The 18,474-nt window shown below is 61.9% G+C and carries 11 protein-coding genes and 1 pseudogene; 5 read left to right on the top strand and 7 right to left on the bottom strand.

All coding sequences use genetic code 11. The features are described 5' to 3' along the window. The first annotated feature begins 171 nt into the window (after positions 1 to 171). The 4 genes from P0D89_RS33535 (at position 172) to P0D89_RS33520 (ending at position 8,403) form a co-directional block, all read left to right on the top strand. Positions 172 to 2,178: a bifunctional DedA family/phosphatase PAP2 family protein gene (locus P0D89_RS33535; protein WP_408361326.1), complete on the top strand. Its 2,007-nt coding sequence runs from the start codon at positions 172 to 174 to the stop codon at positions 2,176 to 2,178. Positions 2,179 to 2,826: 648 nt separating this feature from the next. Then, positions 2,827 to 4,134, top strand: coding sequence for a phospholipase A (locus tag P0D89_RS33530; protein ID WP_408361324.1), 1,308 nt, complete (start codon positions 2,827 to 2,829; stop codon positions 4,132 to 4,134). A gap of 479 nt (positions 4,135 to 4,613) precedes the next feature. Further along, positions 4,614 to 5,840, top strand: a complete 1,227-nt coding sequence (locus tag P0D89_RS33525) for a hypothetical protein (RefSeq protein WP_408361323.1) — start codon at positions 4,614 to 4,616, stop codon at positions 5,838 to 5,840. Between the two features lie 16 nt (positions 5,841 to 5,856). Next, positions 5,857 to 8,403, top strand: a complete 2,547-nt coding sequence (locus P0D89_RS33520) for an ATP-binding response regulator (RefSeq protein ID WP_408361322.1) — start codon at positions 5,857 to 5,859, stop codon at positions 8,401 to 8,403. Between the two features lie 70 nt (positions 8,404 to 8,473). On the opposite strand, the gene P0D89_RS33515 is transcribed toward P0D89_RS33520, so the two are convergent. From P0D89_RS33515 to P0D89_RS33490, 6 genes and pseudogenes are all read right to left on the bottom strand, one after another. Further along, on the bottom strand, positions 8,474 to 9,607 hold the full coding sequence (locus P0D89_RS33515; RefSeq protein WP_408361321.1) for a response regulator: 1,134 nt from the start codon (positions 9,605 to 9,607) through the stop codon (positions 8,474 to 8,476). Between the two features lie 240 nt (positions 9,608 to 9,847). After that, positions 9,848 to 11,785 carry a bifunctional sugar phosphate isomerase/epimerase/4-hydroxyphenylpyruvate dioxygenase family protein gene (locus P0D89_RS33510; RefSeq protein WP_408361320.1) on the bottom strand — a complete coding sequence of 646 codons (1,938 nt, stop codon included), beginning with the start codon at positions 11,783 to 11,785 and terminating at the stop codon, positions 9,848 to 9,850. A gap of 114 nt (positions 11,786 to 11,899) precedes the next feature. Next, positions 11,900 to 12,216 (bottom strand): annotated as a pseudogene (locus P0D89_RS33505) (gfo/Idh/MocA family oxidoreductase); the annotation flags it as partial. A 415-nt stretch (positions 12,217 to 12,631) separates the two neighbouring features. Beyond that, entirely contained in the window at positions 12,632 to 13,933 is a 1,302-nt protein-coding gene (locus P0D89_RS33500) for a phthiocerol/phthiodiolone dimycocerosyl transferase family protein (protein ID WP_408361319.1), read from the bottom strand. Between the two features lie 352 nt (positions 13,934 to 14,285). After that, on the bottom strand, positions 14,286 to 15,848 hold the full coding sequence (locus P0D89_RS33495; protein ID WP_408361318.1) for a class I adenylate-forming enzyme family protein: 1,563 nt from the start codon (positions 15,846 to 15,848) through the stop codon (positions 14,286 to 14,288). Positions 15,849 to 15,995: 147 nt separating this feature from the next. Beyond that, the gene (locus P0D89_RS33490; RefSeq protein ID WP_408361317.1) at positions 15,996 to 16,439 is read right to left on the bottom strand and encodes a universal stress protein; all 444 of its coding nucleotides are present in this window, start codon (positions 16,437 to 16,439) and stop codon (positions 15,996 to 15,998) included. A 322-nt stretch (positions 16,440 to 16,761) separates the two neighbouring features. On the opposite strand from P0D89_RS33490, the gene P0D89_RS33485 reads away from it, so the two are divergent. Next, positions 16,762 to 17,862 carry a TIGR03118 family protein gene (locus P0D89_RS33485; protein ID WP_408361316.1) on the top strand — a complete coding sequence of 367 codons (1,101 nt, stop codon included), beginning with the start codon at positions 16,762 to 16,764 and terminating at the stop codon, positions 17,860 to 17,862. Positions 17,863 to 18,098: 236 nt separating this feature from the next. Here P0D89_RS33485 and P0D89_RS33480 read toward each other — a convergent pair whose 3' ends face one another. Beyond that, positions 18,099 to 18,233, bottom strand: coding sequence for a hypothetical protein (locus tag P0D89_RS33480; RefSeq protein WP_408377760.1), 135 nt, complete (start codon positions 18,231 to 18,233; stop codon positions 18,099 to 18,101). Between the last annotated feature and the right edge of the window lie 241 nt (positions 18,234 to 18,474).

Raw genomic sequence — 18,474 nt, 5'->3', positions numbered from 1 at the left:
GACGACCAAGAACCACAACGCTCAAACCCACGGCCGCGAAGCGACTCATCAATCAGGCACCTCCAATACGTCCCGCCGACATTTCACCGCCCGCCAATTTCCAAAAGGGAATAACACCGCCCCCTTGCGGGTTATGATCGGCTGACACGCCAGAACGGCCGATCGCGCACGATGGAGCATGCCTACAGCCACCTTCTGCATCAGCTAGCCGGCCATTCGGCGTGGATGCTCACGGTCGTCTTCCTCGCGGCCTTCCTCGAGGCGATCGCGGTGATCGGCACCTTCATCCCCGGCAGCACCGCGATGTTCCTCGCCGGCGCGCTGACCGGCACCGGTTCGCTAAGCCTCGGCTGGGTTTTCGTGTGGGCGATCGTCGGCGCGATCGCTGGCGACGGCATGAGCTTCTGGCTCGGCGGCCGCTACAAGGAACGGATCGTCCAGCTATGGCCGTTCCGCAAACATCCCGAGCTGCTCGACGCGGGTCACCGTTTCTTCCTCAAGCATGGCTCGAAGAGCGTCGTGCTTGCGCGCTTCATCGGTCCCTTGCGGGCCATCGTGCCGGTCGTCGCGGGCATGCTCGGCATGCCGCCGCTGCGCTTTTACGCGATGAACGTGCTGTCCGCGCTGCTGTGGGCGCCCTCCCATATCCTGCCGGGCGTGGTGTTCGGCGCGTCGGTGCTGCTGGCCGGCGCGGTGTCGTTCCGGCTCGTCGTGATTCTCGCGCTGCTGGTGTGCATCGTCTGGCTGAGCTTTCGCGGCGCGCGCTTCCTGCTCTCGCACGCCAATGCGTGGTCGAGCGCGGCGGGCCGCCATCTCGGCGATTGGGCATACCGGCACCCCGGTCCGCTCGGCCGGATCGCGCGCAAGCTGCTCGACCCCGCAACGCCGGATGCCACCCATCTGCTCGTGACGTCGCTGATCGTGCTCGTGTCCGGCGCGCTTTTTTTCGGCGTGCTCGACGACGTACTCAGCGGCGATCCGCTGACGACCGTCGATATGTCCGTCTATCACTTCCTGCAATCGGTGCGCACGCCGTGGGGCGACACCGTCCTCGCGGCGCTCGCAACGCTCGGCAGCGGCATCACGCTGACGGCGCTGATCGTGATGGTCGCGCTGTGGATGCTGTGGGAGCGGCGCTGGCGCACCATCGGCTACTGGCTCGCCGCGGTGGTGTTTTCCCAATTGCTGATCTTCGCGCTGCAGTTCGCGATGCAGCGCGCGCCGCCCAATGAACTGATGACTGACCACTACGTGTTTCCGAGCAATCACGTGGCCGCGACGGTCATCGTGTACGGCTTCCTCGCGTTCCTGCTCGCGCGGCGGGTCGGCATGGTGGAAGGCGTGCTCGTGGCGGCCGCGAGCACGATCGTGGTGATCGTCGTCGCGCTCGCGGGTCTGTACTTCGGTCTCTATTGGCTGTCCGACGCGATCGGCGGCGCCGCGCTCGCGTATGTGTGGGTCGCGATCGTCGCGCTGACGGCGATGTGGCGGCATCCGCAAGCGCCGCCGCAACGCGAGTTCATGCCCCTGGTCGTGCTGGTGGTCGTGTTGGTCAGCGTGGGCGCGCAGCTCGCCGTCAATATGCCGGGGCCGCCGTCGGGCAGCGTGCAACACCCGCCGCCGGTGCTGGTCACGCAATCGGAATGGACTCTCTCCGTGTGGAAACAGCTGCCGTGCTACCGCTCGGACATGGGCGGCGACCGCAAGGAGCCGCTCACGCTGCAATGGGTGTCGAACCTCGATTCGATCCGCGGACAGCTGCGCGCCCAGGGATGGATCGAGGGCACCGACGTGTCCGCGCACAGCCTGCTCTCGCTCGCATCGCCCGATGTCGCGGCGGTGTCGCTGCCGGTGCTGCCGAAGCTGAACAACGGCGTGCCTTCGTCGCTGGTCCTCATGCGTCCCGGCGACACGCGCGGCGAGCGCGACGTGCTGCGCTTCTGGCCGAGCGGTTATGCAGTGGAAAACGGCAGCTCCGCCACGCCGCTGTGGGTCGGCGCTTTCGCGCACGAGCGACTGTTCCGGCCGTCGTGGCCGCTCAACATCCTGCGGGTCGACAGAGACCCCAGTTCGTTCGACACCCACACGAAAGCAAGTGCCGGGCTCGGCGCGGCGATTCTGGCCAAGGTGGATTGTCATGGCGTGCCGGTGTCGTTGCTGGCGTCGCCGGTGGAGTGAGCGGCGGGGTCGAGCTGTTTGGCGCTGGCCGTTTGCCGCTGTCGCGCACGGCGCGCGCGTTCGTTGCACCCGCAAACAATTTCCCGTGCGATCAAACAGTTAGCACGGTTAGCCAGGACTTGTCCACAACGTTATGAACGTTTTCTGTGGATAAGCCTGGGGGCGCGAATGCTTTTTCTCTGGCAGCCAGGTCATATCGTGATCTGCACGGCCGCACAAACTAAGCATGCCTATGGACTTATCGACGCGAACGTCAAATCTGCGAGAAGCGCTCTTTACATTTCACACGCCGCATGCAGACGCGCCCTGTCATGACGATATTTAATGGGCAACTCTCGATTCATGCGTTGCAGAATTGCAACGGCCATCGGTCGAATACGGCTTCTTTCCTGCACGCTCACGAAACACACGTTGCGAGGAACGTATCTGGGCACGCGATTGATGAATATGGCGGGGAGAAATTGGTCAAGATCGGCGACCGCCCAAGAGCTGGCGACCAGATAAAACTTATCACCGACACTCAGTCACGCTTGCATCATGACTCGCGCCAGCCAGAACTTTTTTTACCCCAATTCTCCGCTTTGAGTTTATCGTTTCGCTGCGACCTGAATTCGTAGATCAATAGGAGTCCCTGTGTGGAATCGATTGATGTATCGAGTAAAGAAAGACCGCATTTCCGCCAATCGCGGCAATGACTCACACTTTCGCGGGTTATCTCTGGGGGTAAGTGTACTGGCGCTCTGCGCCAGCTATCCGGCTTCCAGTTTCGCAGGCGTGGCCGTGCTGCGTCCGCCGCGCGAGGCGCTCTCCACCGCGCCGCTCGAAGTGACGGTCGTGTATTCCGGCGATCAACCGGGCGGCACGGAGATGGACGTTCCTGCGCAGTTGAACATTTCCATCAGCAACCCCGATGTCATTCCCAAGCCGCTGACGCTCACGCGTGAGAGCGGCGCGCCTGCCCATCTGAAGCTGGCGCCGGGCGATCTCAAAGCGGTCCGCTACAGTGGCACGTGGCCCAAGTGGGCGCGCGGCGCGATGAAGATCGACGTGCCGGAGCTCGATGTATCGCCCTCTTTCGTGCTGCTTACGCGGCCGCCCGAACCCGGCAAGTCGAGCGCGCTGGCTTCGGCTGAAGGCACTCACGACGAGTCTGCTAGCGTCGCGCAACAGCCCGCGAGTACTTTCCCCGTTTCCCCGACGCCCGCTCACGCGAATGCGCCCATACCGGAACTCAATAGCTTCCTGAGCCGCTTCTCCGTCTATGAACCGATGTACTTTGCCGATGGCTCGAACGGGGAGAACCTCGCGAAATTCCAGTTGAGCTTCAAATTCCGCCTGGTCGTGCCGGACGATCCGCGCTCGCGCGGCTTCGTCGACAACCTGTATTTTGGCTATACGCAAACCTCATTGTGGGATCTCGGCGAGTACTCCGCTCCTTTCCGCGATACGAGCTACATGCCTCAATTGTTCTATTCGCTCGACGACACCGGCTGGAAGAGTTCGTGGTTCAGCAAGATGGGCATAGCAGCGGGCTACAGTCACGAATCGAACGGACGCGACGGCCCGGAATCACGCGGCATCGACATTCTCTTCGTGCGCCCGAAGTGGGAATTCGGCGACCTGAATGCCAATCACCTGACCGTGGAGCCGAAGATCTATTACTACGTTCACATTGCAGGCGAGAACTCGAATATCGCCGACTATCGAGGTTATGTGGATCTGCTGCTCAAGTACGGCAGTACAGATGGCTGGCAACTGGCCACGACCTTGAGAAAGGGGACGAAATCCACTTACGGAAGTATCGACACGCAGTTCACCTATCCGTTGGCGAAGCTGATCAACAGCTCCTGGGGCGGCTATCTCTGGGTCGGTTTCTTTACCGGCTACGGCGAAGATATTCTCGACTACAACCAGCATCGGTGGATTGCGCGGATCGGGTACGCCATTACGCGATAGGCCGGGCGGAATGGCTGGGGCGTCTCCATCCGCACTCGCTCATCGCGGCCGCCCGCCGTCTGAATCTGGACTGATAGCGCCTCGCGGCCACCGCGACGCCGGCCCGCGGCCACAGCCCGCATGGGCCAGCAACGTTGCCCGTCCAACGAAAACCACCCTGCCCGACCTCAGCCGCGCACCGCATCCACCGCCGCTCGCAGAACGGCACTCACGCCGCCGACACCACCTGGCTCCCGCCGATGCGCCCGCGCCGGCACGTCCGCCTGCCCGCCGGTCATTTATTCCGCTTCGTCTGAAATGCGGATTGCATAGATTTCAAGTCCCGCCAACGGGTTTACGCCAACGCGGGATCAATGCAGTGTTAATGAACAGACGGGCACATCACAACGGATTTCTCTAGAGTTGCAGGGTTGTCTGTCGCTTCTGACTGGCTACATCGCGCTGATTTTCCAGCGTAATTCCAACCTAAGGGAAAACCAATGAAAACTTCTCTTCACAAAGAAGTGTTGACCAACTCCGTTGAGCAAGCGGGTCTCCATTTGCATCTGAATAGTGCACCACTCACGCTCAAACACACAATTCATCCGGAAGAGATCCGGGATAACCTGCCCGCGGGCCATGGCGGCGTCGGTTTTCTATTTCACGCTACGGACTGGGATACGCTTTCATTTTCATTTCATAACGTCAAGCACAGAAACTCCGCGTTTGAAGAGGAGCTGTGGAACACCAAGCCTTTTATTGCTTCGCCGATCTACTCGGGCTCTCAGGTCATCGGCGCCAATATCGCCTGCCCGGTGCCGCTCGAGATGTGGCTCGGCAGCCCGCGCGGGATCAAGCGGTTCAGGGAGACGCAATTTTTTCCGGCCCTCGAACTGGCACGACAAGCGGGCCTGAACATGGTGGCGATGGGCGCTTCCACGCCGTATGCGTGCAATTATGGCGCGCTGCCGCGGCATACGAAGCCGCCTCATATCACCACCGGCCACGCGGCCACCGCGGCGATGCTGAAGGACTGGGCGGTCCATTGCTGCAACGAACTCGACCTCGAATTCGGCAACACCAAACTCGCGCTATTCGGCGCGGCCGGGCGGCTCGGCACGACGGTCGCCAAGTATCTGCTCTACAAGGATGTGCCGAAGGAGCTGGTTCTGATCGACCTGCCGGACAAGGTGAATCTGCTTACCGAACAGGCGAAAGAGCTGCTGGCGTCGGACCTGCTGGGCAAATCGCGGGTGTCGGTTCACACCTTCAGCCCTGACACGCCGCTGCCGCAATTCGACGGCGCGATCCTCGCGAGCAGCACCAGCGTGCCCTACCTCACCGCCGCCGATCTCAAGCGGGCGCAGTTCTGGATCGACGACTCCCATCCCCGCGCGGCGAGCGTCGAAGCCGAACTCGCTTCGCGCGGCCATACGCTATATATTGAGTGCTTCGCCCGTGGCCCCGCCGGACTCGACACGACCTTTCCGTTCAGGCTGCCGTCCACGCGCGACTGCTACACCTGTTTCGCGGAGGGCTACTCGGCCTGGCAGGAAGGCATTGCTTCGGACTTCATCATCGGCAGCCCGCCCGTATGGTCGGTCTCGTATACTCATAGTCTCCTGAAGAAGTACGGGTTCTCGGTCGGTCCTTTCCATGGGAAAAACGGCTCGCCGATCACCCTGGAAACGCAGCATCACAGCAAGCACGAGTTGATAGGATCGTAACGACAATGGAGGCCTGATGGCGATATCGCGCGAAAGCATGCGGGATATGCTGGAACGAAGCAGGTTTGCAATTCGATGGGGCGGCGCACTTGGCCTCCTGTGCCACCCCATCTATTACGTCGTGTGGACGTATATCCTGCCGCAGCCATACGACAATCTTTGGCTCCGCCTGAGCGCGGCGCTCATCTGCATTCCATTGCTTTTTCAGGCGCATTGGCCAAAGCGCTTTAACCATTTCCTGCTGATTTACTGGCATTGCGCGCTGATCTACGTATTGCCGTTCGTTTGCACATTTCTTACGGTCAGAAATTCATTCTCCACTATGTGGATGATGACCGAGGTCATGATGATTTTCATTATGGCGCTATGTATCGACAATCCGCTTTTGCTGCTCACCTGTATCGGCATTGGCGTATTTTCCGGCGCGACGGCCGCGGTGATCTCCGCCCCGGCGCCGATCGTCCTTGCCGAGGCCGATAAGTCCAATCTCGCGTTGCTACCGGTCGTCGTCCTGTGCAGCATGGCGTTCAGCCATGCAATCAGCAAGGGGCGCATCTTTGTCGAAAAGAACCGCGCGCTGCAGGCGCTCGCGGGCTCGATCGCGCACGAAATGCGCAACCCGCTCAGCCAGTTGCGGCACGTTCTGGACCGCGTGGAAGAAGCCTTGCCGGCGACGACCGAACCCAACCGGGCGCCCGCATTGCCGTCCGCCAGCGCGGCATCGCTGTATGAGCATCTCGCTCAAGGACAGTTGTCGATCGAGCGCGGCCTGCGCATCATCGCGATGACCCTCGACGAAGTCAGCGCGAAATCCGTCCGCTCGGATCGCCTGACCTATCTGAACGCGGCGGCGACCACACGCAAGGCGCTGGAAGAATACGGCTTCGACGATGACAAGGAGCGCGGCAAGGTCAGCCTCGTGGTGCGAGACGATTTCGTCTTCAAAGTCGACGAGACCGTCTATCTGTTCACGCTGTTCAACCTGATCAAGAACGCGCTCTATCACATCGCCACGCATCCCGCGGCGACGCTGACGCTCACGGTCGACAGACAATCAGTGATCGTTCGCGATACCGGCAGCGGCATCGCGCCCGAGATCCTGCCGCATCTGTTCGAGCCGTTTCGCACGGCGGGCAATTCGGCAGGCACGGGCCTCGGGCTTGCGTACTGCCAGCGCGCGATGCACGCGTTCGGCGGAAGCATCGGATGCCAGTCGGAAGTCGGCAAGTTCACGGAATTCACGCTGCGGTTTCCCACCGTATCGAACGACGAAGTCGCGGAACACGAGCAGCGGATTTTCGAGCGGGCCGCACCGGTTTTCGAAGGCAAGCGCATCCTGATCGTCGACGACGACGCCGGTCAGCGGACCCGAACCCGTCGCGCGCTGACGCAGGCGGGCGCCCATGTGAGCGAAGCGGAAAACGGCGCGATCGCGTTGACGACGCTGCGGCAGTCCTCGCCCTACGACCTCGTGCTGATGGACATCAGCATGCCGGTTCTGGATGGCTATGCCGCCACCGAGAAGATTCGCGCCGACCACGAATGTCCGAACCGCAGCGTGCTGATTGCCGCGTATACGGCGGAGCCCGGCAACGCGGTCCGCGTGCACGCCCGCAGAGCCGGGATGGATGAAATCATCAGCAAGTCGTCGAGCGTGCAGGATTTGATCAGCGCTTTGCAGACGCTCCTCGAAAACGGCAGCCGGCATCATGCGGGTCAGCGTTCGGACGGCTTCGCCGGCAAATCGATCCTCGTGGCCGACGACGACACCTACAGCCGACTGGTGGCCAAAACCTATCTGGAGCGTTGTGGCGCGAGCGTGATCGAGGCCGAGCATGGGCAGGCCGTGCTGGCCCGGTTGCAGGAAGACGGCGCGATCGACGCGATCCTGATGGATATGAACATGCCGGGGATAAGCGGCGTGGAGACCACGGCGCAGATTCGCGCCCGCACCGGCCTGCATGCGAATGTGCCGATCATCGCACTGACGAGCCAGTCGGATATCGAATCCGTACACGCTTGCCTCGCCGCCGGCATGAACGAGGTGATGATCAAACCGGTGCAGGCCGGCTCTCTTTATGCGTGTCTTGCGAGACAGTTTGCACCGCAACCCGCATTGAACACCTCGGCGCAAACGGATCTGTCGCCGGCGCCCGCTGCGTCGATCGAGAAGCCGGTGGCAATCGCACAAGACGGTCTGCTCGATGAAGATCACCTCGAAGAACTGGTCGCGCTCGATCTGCTCGACGACTCGTTTCTCAACGGCATCGAACAGATCCGCTCGCTGGTCGAGCGGCTCGCGGCCAGCACGGCGGCTCTCGACGTCAAGTCGGCGCACAGCGCGTTGCACGTTCTGCTCGGCGTCAGCGGCAACATTGGAGCAAGGGCGTTGCATCAATTCGCGAGGCAAATATATCCGCGCGTGATCGACGGCGAATGGCCCACGGAGCCCGACTGGCTCGCACGAATCTGCACGTTGGGCGAACGTTCAGCCGACGCGTTGCAGACGTATTACGCATCGACCAAGGCGCGGCGCGCTCATCGCGACGCGTTGAGCGAGTAGCAGCCCGCTCGCCGTGTGAACATGAATGTCGGCCGCGCACTCGGCTCGAACGACGATTGCACCCGCGCGCTCATTGGCCCGTGGCTAGCATTCGCCCTTTCGCACCCGGAAAGCCCATCGTGACCGTGGTCCCGGCGCCCAGCTCGGACTCGATTCGCAGGCACCCACCGAACGATTGCATGATGCGGTTGCAAAAAATCATGCCCATGCCGTGGCCGCCCGCACCGGCGTAAGTGGTAACGGGGTCCAGCAGCAAGCGCGCCTTGACCTCGGGTGTGATGCCGGGACCATGGTCGCGCATGCGGATCTCGGGCTCGGGGCCGTCCACTATTTCAAGGTGGAGCGCAGGTTCGGACGTGCCTTCGAGTGCGCGCAGCGCATTGGACAGCAGCGAGGAAAGCACAAGCGCCACGCAATTGGGCATTGCACGCACGACGAAATCCCCCTGCACGTCGACCTGTATCCAGTCGCGCTGCGAGCCGACGAACGGATAGGTGTCGAGCAGCGTGGCGATCAAACGCGTCGCCTTGACTTCGCGGCTGCCCGCCTCCGAGGCTGACTGCTGGCCGCCGCTTTTGTGCACCGTCTCCCAGAACGACGAGATCAGCGTCAGGCAATACTGCGCATTGTTCAGCATTGATCGGGCCGCGTGACCGATCTCCTTCTGGCGCGCCGGATCGTATTGCTCGATCACGTCGTTCTCGACGGATTGCGCAAAGAGCGAGATCGTCGCCAACGGCGTATTGAGTTCGTGGGCGAGGAAAGCGAGCGTCTCGTCCATCGCCAATAGCCGTTGTTGCCGCGTTTCCCGCTCCGAGTAGCGCGCGATCGCCAATTGCAGGACCTCGCGGACCTTCTCCGTGCGCAGCGGCTTTTCGAGGATACGGAACACGTCGCCGGTATTGACCGTCTGCAACAGCATGTCCTTGTCCGCATACGCGGTCACGAGTATCCGCACGATCTGCGGATACTCGTGCGCCACCTGGCGCAGCAGATCGTCGCCATCGCGCCCCGGCATCCGGTAGTCCGTCACCAGTACGGCGAGCTCCGCGCCGTGCTCGCGCAGCACGTCAATCGCCTCGTCCGCGCTCTGCGCGACATGCACGAAGTAGTCCGCACGGATCGCGCGTGCGAAGTGGTTGCGCGACATCTCCTCGTCATCGACGAAAAGTATGGAAAACGGCGGCTGTGTGATGTCACTCATGGGTCACTCATTGCATTCGCAGCGGATCGCGGCAGATCGGAACTGGAACCGGAACAAAGTCGCGGTGGTAAAAGCGGAGGTCTGCCGGGATCATAACCAAAGCGTGACGGGATGGGGGCTTGCGTTGCGCATTCGCACTTTTCGGCGCGGCGGTTTGCGCGGCTTGCGTGGCAAGCGCGACGCACCGGGGACGCCGGTTGGCGCCCCCGGTGCGAGTACCTCAAAATCAGCGCAAAACGTTCAAGCGCCGCGTTGAGCCTGTGACGCCATCCGCGCCGGCGCATTCGTCGCGCCGTAGCCGTCATACGCATTCACGCGTTGCACGACTTCGAAGAAGAGACCGTCGTTAAAGCTCTCGGTATAGATGTGGAAATAGTCGCCGGCCTGGGACCGGTCGAACAAGATCCCGGCATCGCGCATGCGCGCCATCAGACTTTCATCGAGGTCGATACGCGTGATCAGATCGTCGTAGTAGTTCGCGGAGATGGGCACGAAGCGCGCGCCGTTAGCCCTCATTCGCGCGACGGTGGCGAAGATGTCGTGGCAGTTCAGCGCGATGTGGTGAACCGTGACGCCGCCACCGGCCGCCACCGTTCGTGCGGTGCGCGTTCCCGGTCCCGGAGACACATTGAGCACGAGGCGCATGCTGCGCTGGGCGTTAGCGACGCCGCGGCTGCGCACGAGCCCGAACGGATCGGCCAGTTCGAGGCTCTCGCCCGGCTCCAGGCCGAGCACCGCGCGCGAGAACAGAATCCACGTGTCCTGCTGATCGACCGCGAGGCCGAGCGCGACATGGTCGATCTGTTGCAGCCCGACGCCTTGAGCGGCCGCATCGGCTTCGTCGTCGAGCACGAAATCGGCTTCGTAAAGGCCATTCGGACCGAGCGCCGACGATACGAAGCTCACGAGGCTTCCTCCCGGCGAAATGACCGCGGGCACGCGCTGCTCGTAGGGGCCGATGGGACCGTCGTAGCGCTTGGACTGCATCGCCGTCGCGCGGCCGACCGCGCCTTCCGGGTCCGCGGTGCGCACGGCAAGCGCGCATACCGACAGGCCATGCGTTTCGAAGCGCGATCGCGCGAACGAGTTCGGCTGGGCGTTGACGATCAGATTGATCTCCCCCTGCCGGTACAGCACCACCGCCTTGGACCGATGTCGACCGGCGCGGCGAAAGCCGAGTTGCTGCAAGAGCGTGTCGAACTGTTCGGCCGACGCCTCGTCGGCGGCGAATTCGATGTACGACAGCCCGGCGATGTCCGGCAGCGGCGGCGGGCTATACAGTTCGATGCGCTGCAACACCATTGCGCGCTGTTCCGCGTAGTTCGCATGGTCCGGGTTGCCGTCGGGCGGCGCGGGATGCTCGAGCCGGTCGCGCACCTGGCTCTCCAGATAGAGTAGCGAGCGCATCGCGTCGACGGCGATGCGGCGGTTAGGCGTTTCGCGGAAGATGTCGTTGAAGATCTCCAGCGACAACGGCCCGGTATAGCCGGCCAGCAACACCTGTTCAAGGAAGTTCGCCATGTCGAACTGTCCCTGGCCGGGGAACGAGCGGTAATGCCGCGCCCATTGAAGCACGTCCATCGACAGCAGCGGTGCGTCCGCCATCTGCAGAAAGAAGATCTTGTGCCCGGGAATTTCGGCGATGCCGGCCGGGTCGTCCTTCAGCGACAGCGTATGAAAGCTGTCGAGGATCAGCCCGAGGTGCGGATGATCGGCGCGCCGCACGATCTCCCAGGCCTGCCCGTAGAGGTTCGTCGCACGCCCCCAGGCGAGCGCCTCGAAGCCGACCCGCAGGTTGCGCGCCGCCGCGCGTCCGGCAAGCTCGTGCAGTTGCGCCGCCGCGAGTTCCGGGTCGTCGATGGTGAGCGGCGACGTGTTCGAGCAACACAGCACCATCGAGACATCCAGTTCCTGCATCAGATCGAACTTGCGCTCGGCTCGTTCGAGGCTGCGCCGGAACTGCGCGTCGGGCATCCCCTCGAAATCGCGGAACGGCTGGTACAGGTCGATGCTCAGGCCGAGATCGCTCGCCATCGCTCGCACTTGCGAGGCCGACCCCTTGTAGTTGACGAAGTCGTTTTCGAACAGTTCGATGCCGTCGAAACGCGCGGCGGCTATGGCCTCGAGCTTCTCAGGGAGCGTGCCGCTCAGCGACACGGTTGCAATAGTGCGGCGCATGATTTTTTCCCGGCGTCAGTAACGAATCCACTCTACCCGATGGTAGCGATGGTAGCGACGGCTGCGATGTCCGTGAATACGCTGCATGCCGTCTCCGTGTGTTGGCGCGCTCACTCAGACTATGGCGCTCAGGCGCCCGGTATCGACGACGGCGCCGGTGCGGGCCGCTTCGGCAATCGCCTCGAGATGCGCAGATTCTGCAAACCGTCGTAGACGGTGACGAGCGGCTGTGCGGTTCCGGCGACCACGTCGCAAAAATGTTCGAGTTGCCGCTTCAGCGGGTCCGCGCGATCGATCCCAGCCACGCCAGGTTCAAAGGGCTTCCACCATGAGCGCTCCTGCATGCTTGCGTATCGCTTCACGCGCATCGTCGGCACGGACAGCGAGCCCATGTCGCCGGCGATCACGTGGCGGTCTTCGTCGTCATAGCTGGGATTTTCGAAGAGTTCGCCGAGCGAGCGATAGAGGGGAACGTTAGCGGTTACGGCAGCTTCGGCGGCACCGGGACCCGGATCGACAATGGCAAGCTGGAGTTGTCTCATGATTTGTCTGGTATTGGCCGGGCCGGAGTTGGAACGGCATCGCGCATTGATGCGAGATTACTCTTGCCGATCATCGACACAATGCGTCCAGATGGAAACTCATAATGCGCTGTCAGCGAATAATGATGGCGTCTTCGCGCTGCAAGCCATGGACTGCGCCACCAGCCACACATCGCACAAGCATGGCTTGCCGAAGTCGATGTGCCTGTCACAGATAGCGGGCAACGGGAGTGCGGCGACAATGGCCGGCATGAAACGAACCGGCCAACCGCACCGCCCGCACCGTTCTGACCGGACGAACCCGTCAGTCGAAGTCGGCCAAGGCATCCAACAATTCCGCGCTCATCTGATCTAGCAGCCCCTTGATCGGCGCATAGCTGGTATGCACGAGGTGCAGCCGGTCATTGAATGTCGCCGCGCCAATCACCTGCTCGCCTATCAGACCGACGGCGATCGCCGGTCCCCAGACTGCGTCGAGGACCAGCGAGCCGAATGCTTGCGGCAGAGTGACGACACCCAGATTGGTTACGGCAGCGTCACCAGCGAACACGTTCGCAAAGATTGTTTTCGCGTCGGCAGTCTCTTGGACGCCGGCCAGCGCGCCATGTTTTGCAAGCACTGCTTCTGCCAGCGTCGGCGATGATTCAAGGCCGGCGAAACCCTGTCCGAGATGACGCGCCCGGCTCCACAAAGCAGTTCTGCCGATACCGTCATCGGCGAGAACGACCGCGCTTGCGCACATACCGAGATGGTCGCTGTGATCAAGTAGTCGACGTCGCAGATCAACGGGCGATATGACGCGCATCGGCTCCGCGCACGCCTCGGGAGCCAAACGATGACTCGCTGCCACCAGCGCCGCCACCAGTGCCGACTGCACCGAGGTTCGCTCACTGCGCGCCCGCTCCCGTAGCGTGCGCGTCATGTTCGAACTCAGGCGCAGCGCCTCGACGCACGGCGCAGATCCATCCTGGTGTCGGAATGCTTTCGGCTGCCGCGTGATCGGCGCTGCCTGCTCGGTTGCCTGCTCGGTTGCCTGCTCGGGTGCGTGCGCAGATGCACCCAACTGCGTTGCGCGATACCTGCGCTCCACGAGTCGTTCAACGGCCTCGCTTTCCTGTCTACGCAACAGGTTCTGTCCGGACACTGCGCGCAAGAGGTCGCCCAACAGAAACGTCAATGACATCCCGTCGCTAATCGAATGGTGCGCCGCCAGCACGATAATCGATCGTTCCGCACTGTGCAGCAAGGTGGCGCGCAAGAGGGGCGGCTTCGTTTCGTCGATCGGTTGCGCGAGTTGCGCGGCAACCTCATCGGTCCATCGAGACCCGTCATACGAAACCACCTTCAGCGGAACCGACCCACGTGGTGACGAACGGAACATGGGAACGCCGTCGCTATCGCGCTCGATGCGCGACCACACCACAGACGAATGGTGCGCCACCAGATCCAGTCCGTCCTGCCATTGGTCGATACGCGTTGGGCCAGTCACCTCGCCCGTGATAGCGAAATGATTCGAGTTGTCCTGGTTCAACAGGTAGAAGAATTTTTCCATCGAGCCTAGCGGACGCTCGATTCCGGATACGACGGGGTTCGTCAACGAATTCATACGGTCCTTCCGTTTGGTGATCGGTTGCTGCCATCCCCTGCATCAGTCAGAGAGGCGGCAGGGTCAGCAGGCCACGTCTGCGTAAGAGACCGCCTGCTATGCGGCGCTGCATATGAAAGAACACTCGACCCATCTCGCCTATTTCATGCAGACCGGCCGAAATTGCCAGAGACCCTGGCGGCGACACGAGATGCGCCAGCACGCTTGAACTTCATTGATGCCGACGACCAAAGGCTTTCCCAAACTCGCAGGTTTGGAGAACGACGATTGCTTTCAACCGAGGCTTTTCAACATGTCATTGGCGGCCGTGATCGTTGATCAGGACTTTCGGTAGCGGACATAGGTTGCGCGCTCACGCCGCGCGCCAACCGTCCAGACCCGCACCGATTGTTTTCAGCTTGGCCCGGTCCACTTTGCCTAACGAATTGCGCGGCAACTGGTCAACTACGATGAGCCGCTCGGGCATCTTGTAGCTCGCCACTCTGGTGGACAGATCGCGCAACACGTCCTCGACCTGCGTCGCGGATTCGTTCAGTTCAACGAAACCAATCACCCGCTGACCGAGGACGGAGTCAGGCACGCCGACGATCGCTGCCTCGCGCACGCCGCGATGGACAGTGAGCGCATGCTCAACTTCGGTCGGCGAGATGTTCGAACCGCCACGAATGATCAGGTTTTTCTTTCTGGCGACGTACCAGAAATCGCCGGCCTCGTCCTGGCGCAGCACGTCGCCGGTGGCCCACCAGCCATCCTTGCGAGCGTCGTCGATGCGTCCGGGGCCGAGCCAATAACCGACGAACAGGTTCGGTCCGCGCAGCAACAGTTCGCCCGCTTCGCCGCGCCTGACGGTGTTGCCGTCTGCGTCGGCGAGACGGACCCGGTCCATCTCGACCGCGCGGCACACGGGCCCGATATCGAATCCGTAGGTGAACGTGCCCGCGCTTTCGCTCATCGCGAGCATGTTGCGCATCCTGACGCCGAACACCCGCAAAAACTCCTCCTGCAGATTCGGCGGCGTCGTGTCGCCTCCGACTAGGCAAGTGCCCAGTGACGTGACGTTGCGTGGCCGCGCAATCTGCTGGGCGATCGCCCCCGCATACATGAACGGCAACCACATCATCATCGTGCAACGGTGCAGTTCGATCAGGTCGAGCGCGGCCCCAGGCTCGAAGCGGTCCATCAGGACACAAGTGCCGTCGGTAGCTAGCGTCGCCAGCGCAGTGAACAGCCCTGCAGCGTGCATCATGGGTGTGGCGATCAGCGCGACGTCGTATGGCCTCGACGCTATGGCCTGGCAAGCCTGCGTCATCGCGCACAGGGTGCGCGGCGTGTGTGTGACGAACTTCGGTTCTGCCGTGGTGCCGGACGTCGACAGCAGAATCGCAGGTTCATCGACGCGCACCGACTCGAACCACGGCTCGTCTACCTGGTGATCGATCAATTCGCGCCAGGCTCTGGCGCCCGTGTCCTGCGGCGAGCCGTCGACAAGAAAGCGCTTGTCCGCCGCGAGAATCGAAGCATCCATGCCGGCGATCGCACCGTATAAATCGATCTGGCCCAGATACAACGAAACCCGCAGCCGCCGCAGTTGCGGCTCGAGTTCCGCGCGCGTGAGCCGGGTGTTCAGCGGCACCGCAGCCATGCCTGTCAACATGCACGCGTAAAAGGCGGCGACGGCTTCTGGTTTGTTTGTCATGTGCAGCGCCACGCGATCGCCTGGTCTCAGACCGTGAGCGAGCAGGCCTTGTGAAAGCCTTCTGATATACCGTGTCAGACGATCGTAGGTCCACGTGTCGTCTCCTGCGATCAGCGCAACGGCGTGAGGGCGGGCTGCCGCGGAGTCGAACAGGCGTTCGTGCAACGTAATGAGTTGCGACGTCTGTATGGGTTGCGGACGTGTTCCGGGACGAGACATGGCGCTTGCTCCAAAGGTCGGTTGACTGTCGATGACAGGTCTACCCTGACAACAGGCAACGCCCCCGGATTATTCCGGCGCTCGTGCTGCGGCCCATCCCCTTTCCCGCGCCAATGACAACGACGTGTCCATCCATGGCGCCATCATCTAGTCCAACGGAACGGTAACGACAGCACGCCCCGCGGCGCGTTTCACAAGCTCCGCGTGGTTGGATGGCTGGCCTAACCATCTCGCCAGTCCACGCGGATTGCGATGACCCAGCACTAGCAGGTCCGCGTTGAGCAAGCCTGCGTACCTGGCCATGCTATCGACCACGTTACCTAGCGCGACATGCCCGCGTGCAACCGTTCCGCTCGCTCTCAAATGATCCAGGGCTTCCTTTAAGGTCTCCTTGGCCGCGCCCTCCATCTGCAAACACGTCACGTCAGATATGTATCCGCAACTGCTGCCCACGGCCGAGCCAATATCCACTACCGACAGCACATGAACTGTAGCGGCCAGCGCAAACCCCAAACGGGTCACACGCAGCAATGCCGATCTGGATTCGGGCGATCCATCGTAATAGACGAGCAGATTGAAGTGGTTAGGCATGGCTTCCTCGAAGTGGGCGACAAAGGGGTTTGCGGCGGTTCTGTCATTTGCATAACACCCACGTCGGCGAGGTATTCCAGAGCAGCGCAACGCTTCTTCGCCCGAGGCTGTTTGCCGTCGCGGAATAAAAACGCGACCAGGGGCGTTCGGAGAAGGACGATTCATAGCCAAAGGGATCGGGCAATTCAATCCGCGCAATGAATGTTGCCTGGTTGCCAGCCCATTCCTTTGCGCGAACTCCGGAATCGTTCGTTCGCGTGCATCGCAAACAGAGAGCCGATTGCGGCGGGCGCTACTCCGAACACAAAAGGAATCAGCGAAAATGAAACTGCGTCAAAAGGCAGTCATTGCCTGGTCATTCGCCGCTTGCACGGCAACGTTCACCGCGTGTGGCGGCAGCAGCAACAATGCCACGCCGCCGGCCGCGGCCACCGGCCCTTTCAAGTCCACCATCCTGGTTTCCGACGGCAGCGTGAGCGCGCCGAACACGGACGCCAATCTCAAGAACGGCTGGGGAGTCGCCTTCAACCCAACCGGCGTCATGTGGGTGTCCGACAACAATACGAAAAAATCGACGCTCTATGACGGGAATGGCGTCGTGCAGTCGCTCGTCGTGACGATCCCGCCCGCGGCGAGTGGACAGGCTGCCGGTCCGACGGGCATCGTGTTCAATACCAGCACCGACTTCGCGATTAGCGCAAACGGCCTCACGAGCAACGCGCTCTTTCTCTGGGCCACCGACGCCGGCACAATCGCCGGCTGGTCACCGAAGGTGTTGCCGACCCAAGCGGTCACCGCGCACGACGACGGTACCGGCGGCGCCGTGTACAAAGGCCTTGCCATCGGCACGAATGCCGGTCAGAACCTGCTCTACGCGGCGGATTTCCATAACGGCAAGGTCGATGTGTTCGACAAGTCGTTCAACAAGATTCAACTCGACGGGCAATTCAAGGATCCCAGCTTGCCTGCCGGCTTTTCCCCTTTCGGGATACGTGTGGTCGGGGCGACCGTATATGTGACGTTTGCGAAGCTCGGTCCGGATGGACACACCCAGGTGAACGGCCCAGGCAACGGCGCCGTCGACGCGTTCGATACAGCCGGGCACCTCACGAAGCGCATAGCCCAGGGTGGATCGTTGAATTCGCCTTGGGGTCTTGCGGTGGCGCCGGCGAATTTCGGTGCGCTTAGCAATGATCTTCTGGTCGGAAATTTCGGCGACGGCACGATCGACGCGTTCGATCCCAATACCGGGTCGTTCATTGGTGCAATGACACAAGCCGATGGATCGACTTTCAGGCAGCCTGGTATCTGGGGCATCTCGTTCGGCAACAACGCTGCCAATCAACCGCTCAATACCCTGTTCTTCGCCGCCGGTCCGACACCGACGACTGGCGTCTATGGTCGGCTCGACGTCGCTCAATGACGAGTCGGCGGACGCGGCGCGGGCATAGGACACTGTCACGAACCGCAGGCGCCGCGAACGCCCACTCTGAACACGGGAGCTAAACCTGATGCATCAGCATATCGCCGCCGCTATGCCGATGTCGGTGAACAGCATCGCAACAACGAACGGCCTCAGAGGCCGTGCTTCAGACGTACGACTGGGATGAAGCAGATCCTGGTGCCAGTGGTAGTCGGGTATCTCGTCGAATTTCTGGCTTACAGTCCGGCGCCTCTTGCCGTTGCTTCAAGTTCCGGACTGAACGCCTGAAATATGTGCTTGCCTGCGACGAGTGCCTGCCCGGCCTGAACATTGTTCCATTGATCCTCGGCCAGTGCGTTTTCGTACATCATCCGAGGAGCCTTTATTCCGCGACGAGATAGCAAGACCCCCGGGTCGCGCCGCAAGTCCACACGCACCGCTTCGTCGAGCTATTCGTCAGCTCAGGCAACGGTCATGCAGTCGGCCGAATGAACGATTTCGTGTCCCGCAGGAAGAATCGTTCAAGTCCGCGGGCCGGGTTCGCCTGGGGCCTCCGTATGCCTGGGCTGTTCATGCGTTTCCGCGGACGCGCCCGTCGAGCCGCGAATAGAT

The organism is Paraburkholderia sp. RL18-085-BIA-A (genome assembly GCF_046027075.1).
GTDB lineage: Bacteria > Pseudomonadota > Gammaproteobacteria > Burkholderiales > Burkholderiaceae > Paraburkholderia.
Note: the sequence above shows the minus strand (reverse complement) of the source record. Positions and strands in the feature narration are given on the sequence as shown.

What these genes read in the sequence shown, in the direction of transcription:
- P0D89_RS33485 (WP_408361316.1), top strand. Translation starts at nt 16,762, where the DNA reads ATGAAACTGCGTCAAAAGGCAGTCATTGCCTGGTCATTCGCCGCTTGC.
- P0D89_RS33515 (WP_408361321.1), bottom strand. Translation starts at nt 9,607, where the DNA reads ATGAGTGACATCACACAGCCGCCGTTTTCCATACTTTTCGTCGATGAC.
- P0D89_RS33495 (WP_408361318.1), bottom strand. Translation starts at nt 15,848, where the DNA reads ATGTCTCGTCCCGGAACACGTCCGCAACCCATACAGACGTCGCAACTC.
- P0D89_RS33480 (WP_408377760.1), bottom strand. Translation starts at nt 18,233, where the DNA reads ATGATGTACGAAAACGCACTGGCCGAGGATCAATGGAACAATGTTCAG.
- P0D89_RS33535 (WP_408361326.1), top strand. Translation starts at nt 172, where the DNA reads ATGGAGCATGCCTACAGCCACCTTCTGCATCAGCTAGCCGGCCATTCG.
- P0D89_RS33500 (WP_408361319.1), bottom strand. Translation starts at nt 13,933, where the DNA reads ATGAATTCGTTGACGAACCCCGTCGTATCCGGAATCGAGCGTCCGCTA.
- P0D89_RS33490 (WP_408361317.1), bottom strand. Translation starts at nt 16,439, where the DNA reads ATGCCTAACCACTTCAATCTGCTCGTCTATTACGATGGATCGCCCGAA.
- P0D89_RS33530 (WP_408361324.1), top strand. Translation starts at nt 2,827, where the DNA reads ATGTATCGAGTAAAGAAAGACCGCATTTCCGCCAATCGCGGCAATGAC.
- P0D89_RS33525 (WP_408361323.1), top strand. Translation starts at nt 4,614, where the DNA reads ATGAAAACTTCTCTTCACAAAGAAGTGTTGACCAACTCCGTTGAGCAA.
- P0D89_RS33510 (WP_408361320.1), bottom strand. Translation starts at nt 11,785, where the DNA reads ATGCGCCGCACTATTGCAACCGTGTCGCTGAGCGGCACGCTCCCTGAG.
- P0D89_RS33520 (WP_408361322.1), top strand. Translation starts at nt 5,857, where the DNA reads ATGGCGATATCGCGCGAAAGCATGCGGGATATGCTGGAACGAAGCAGG.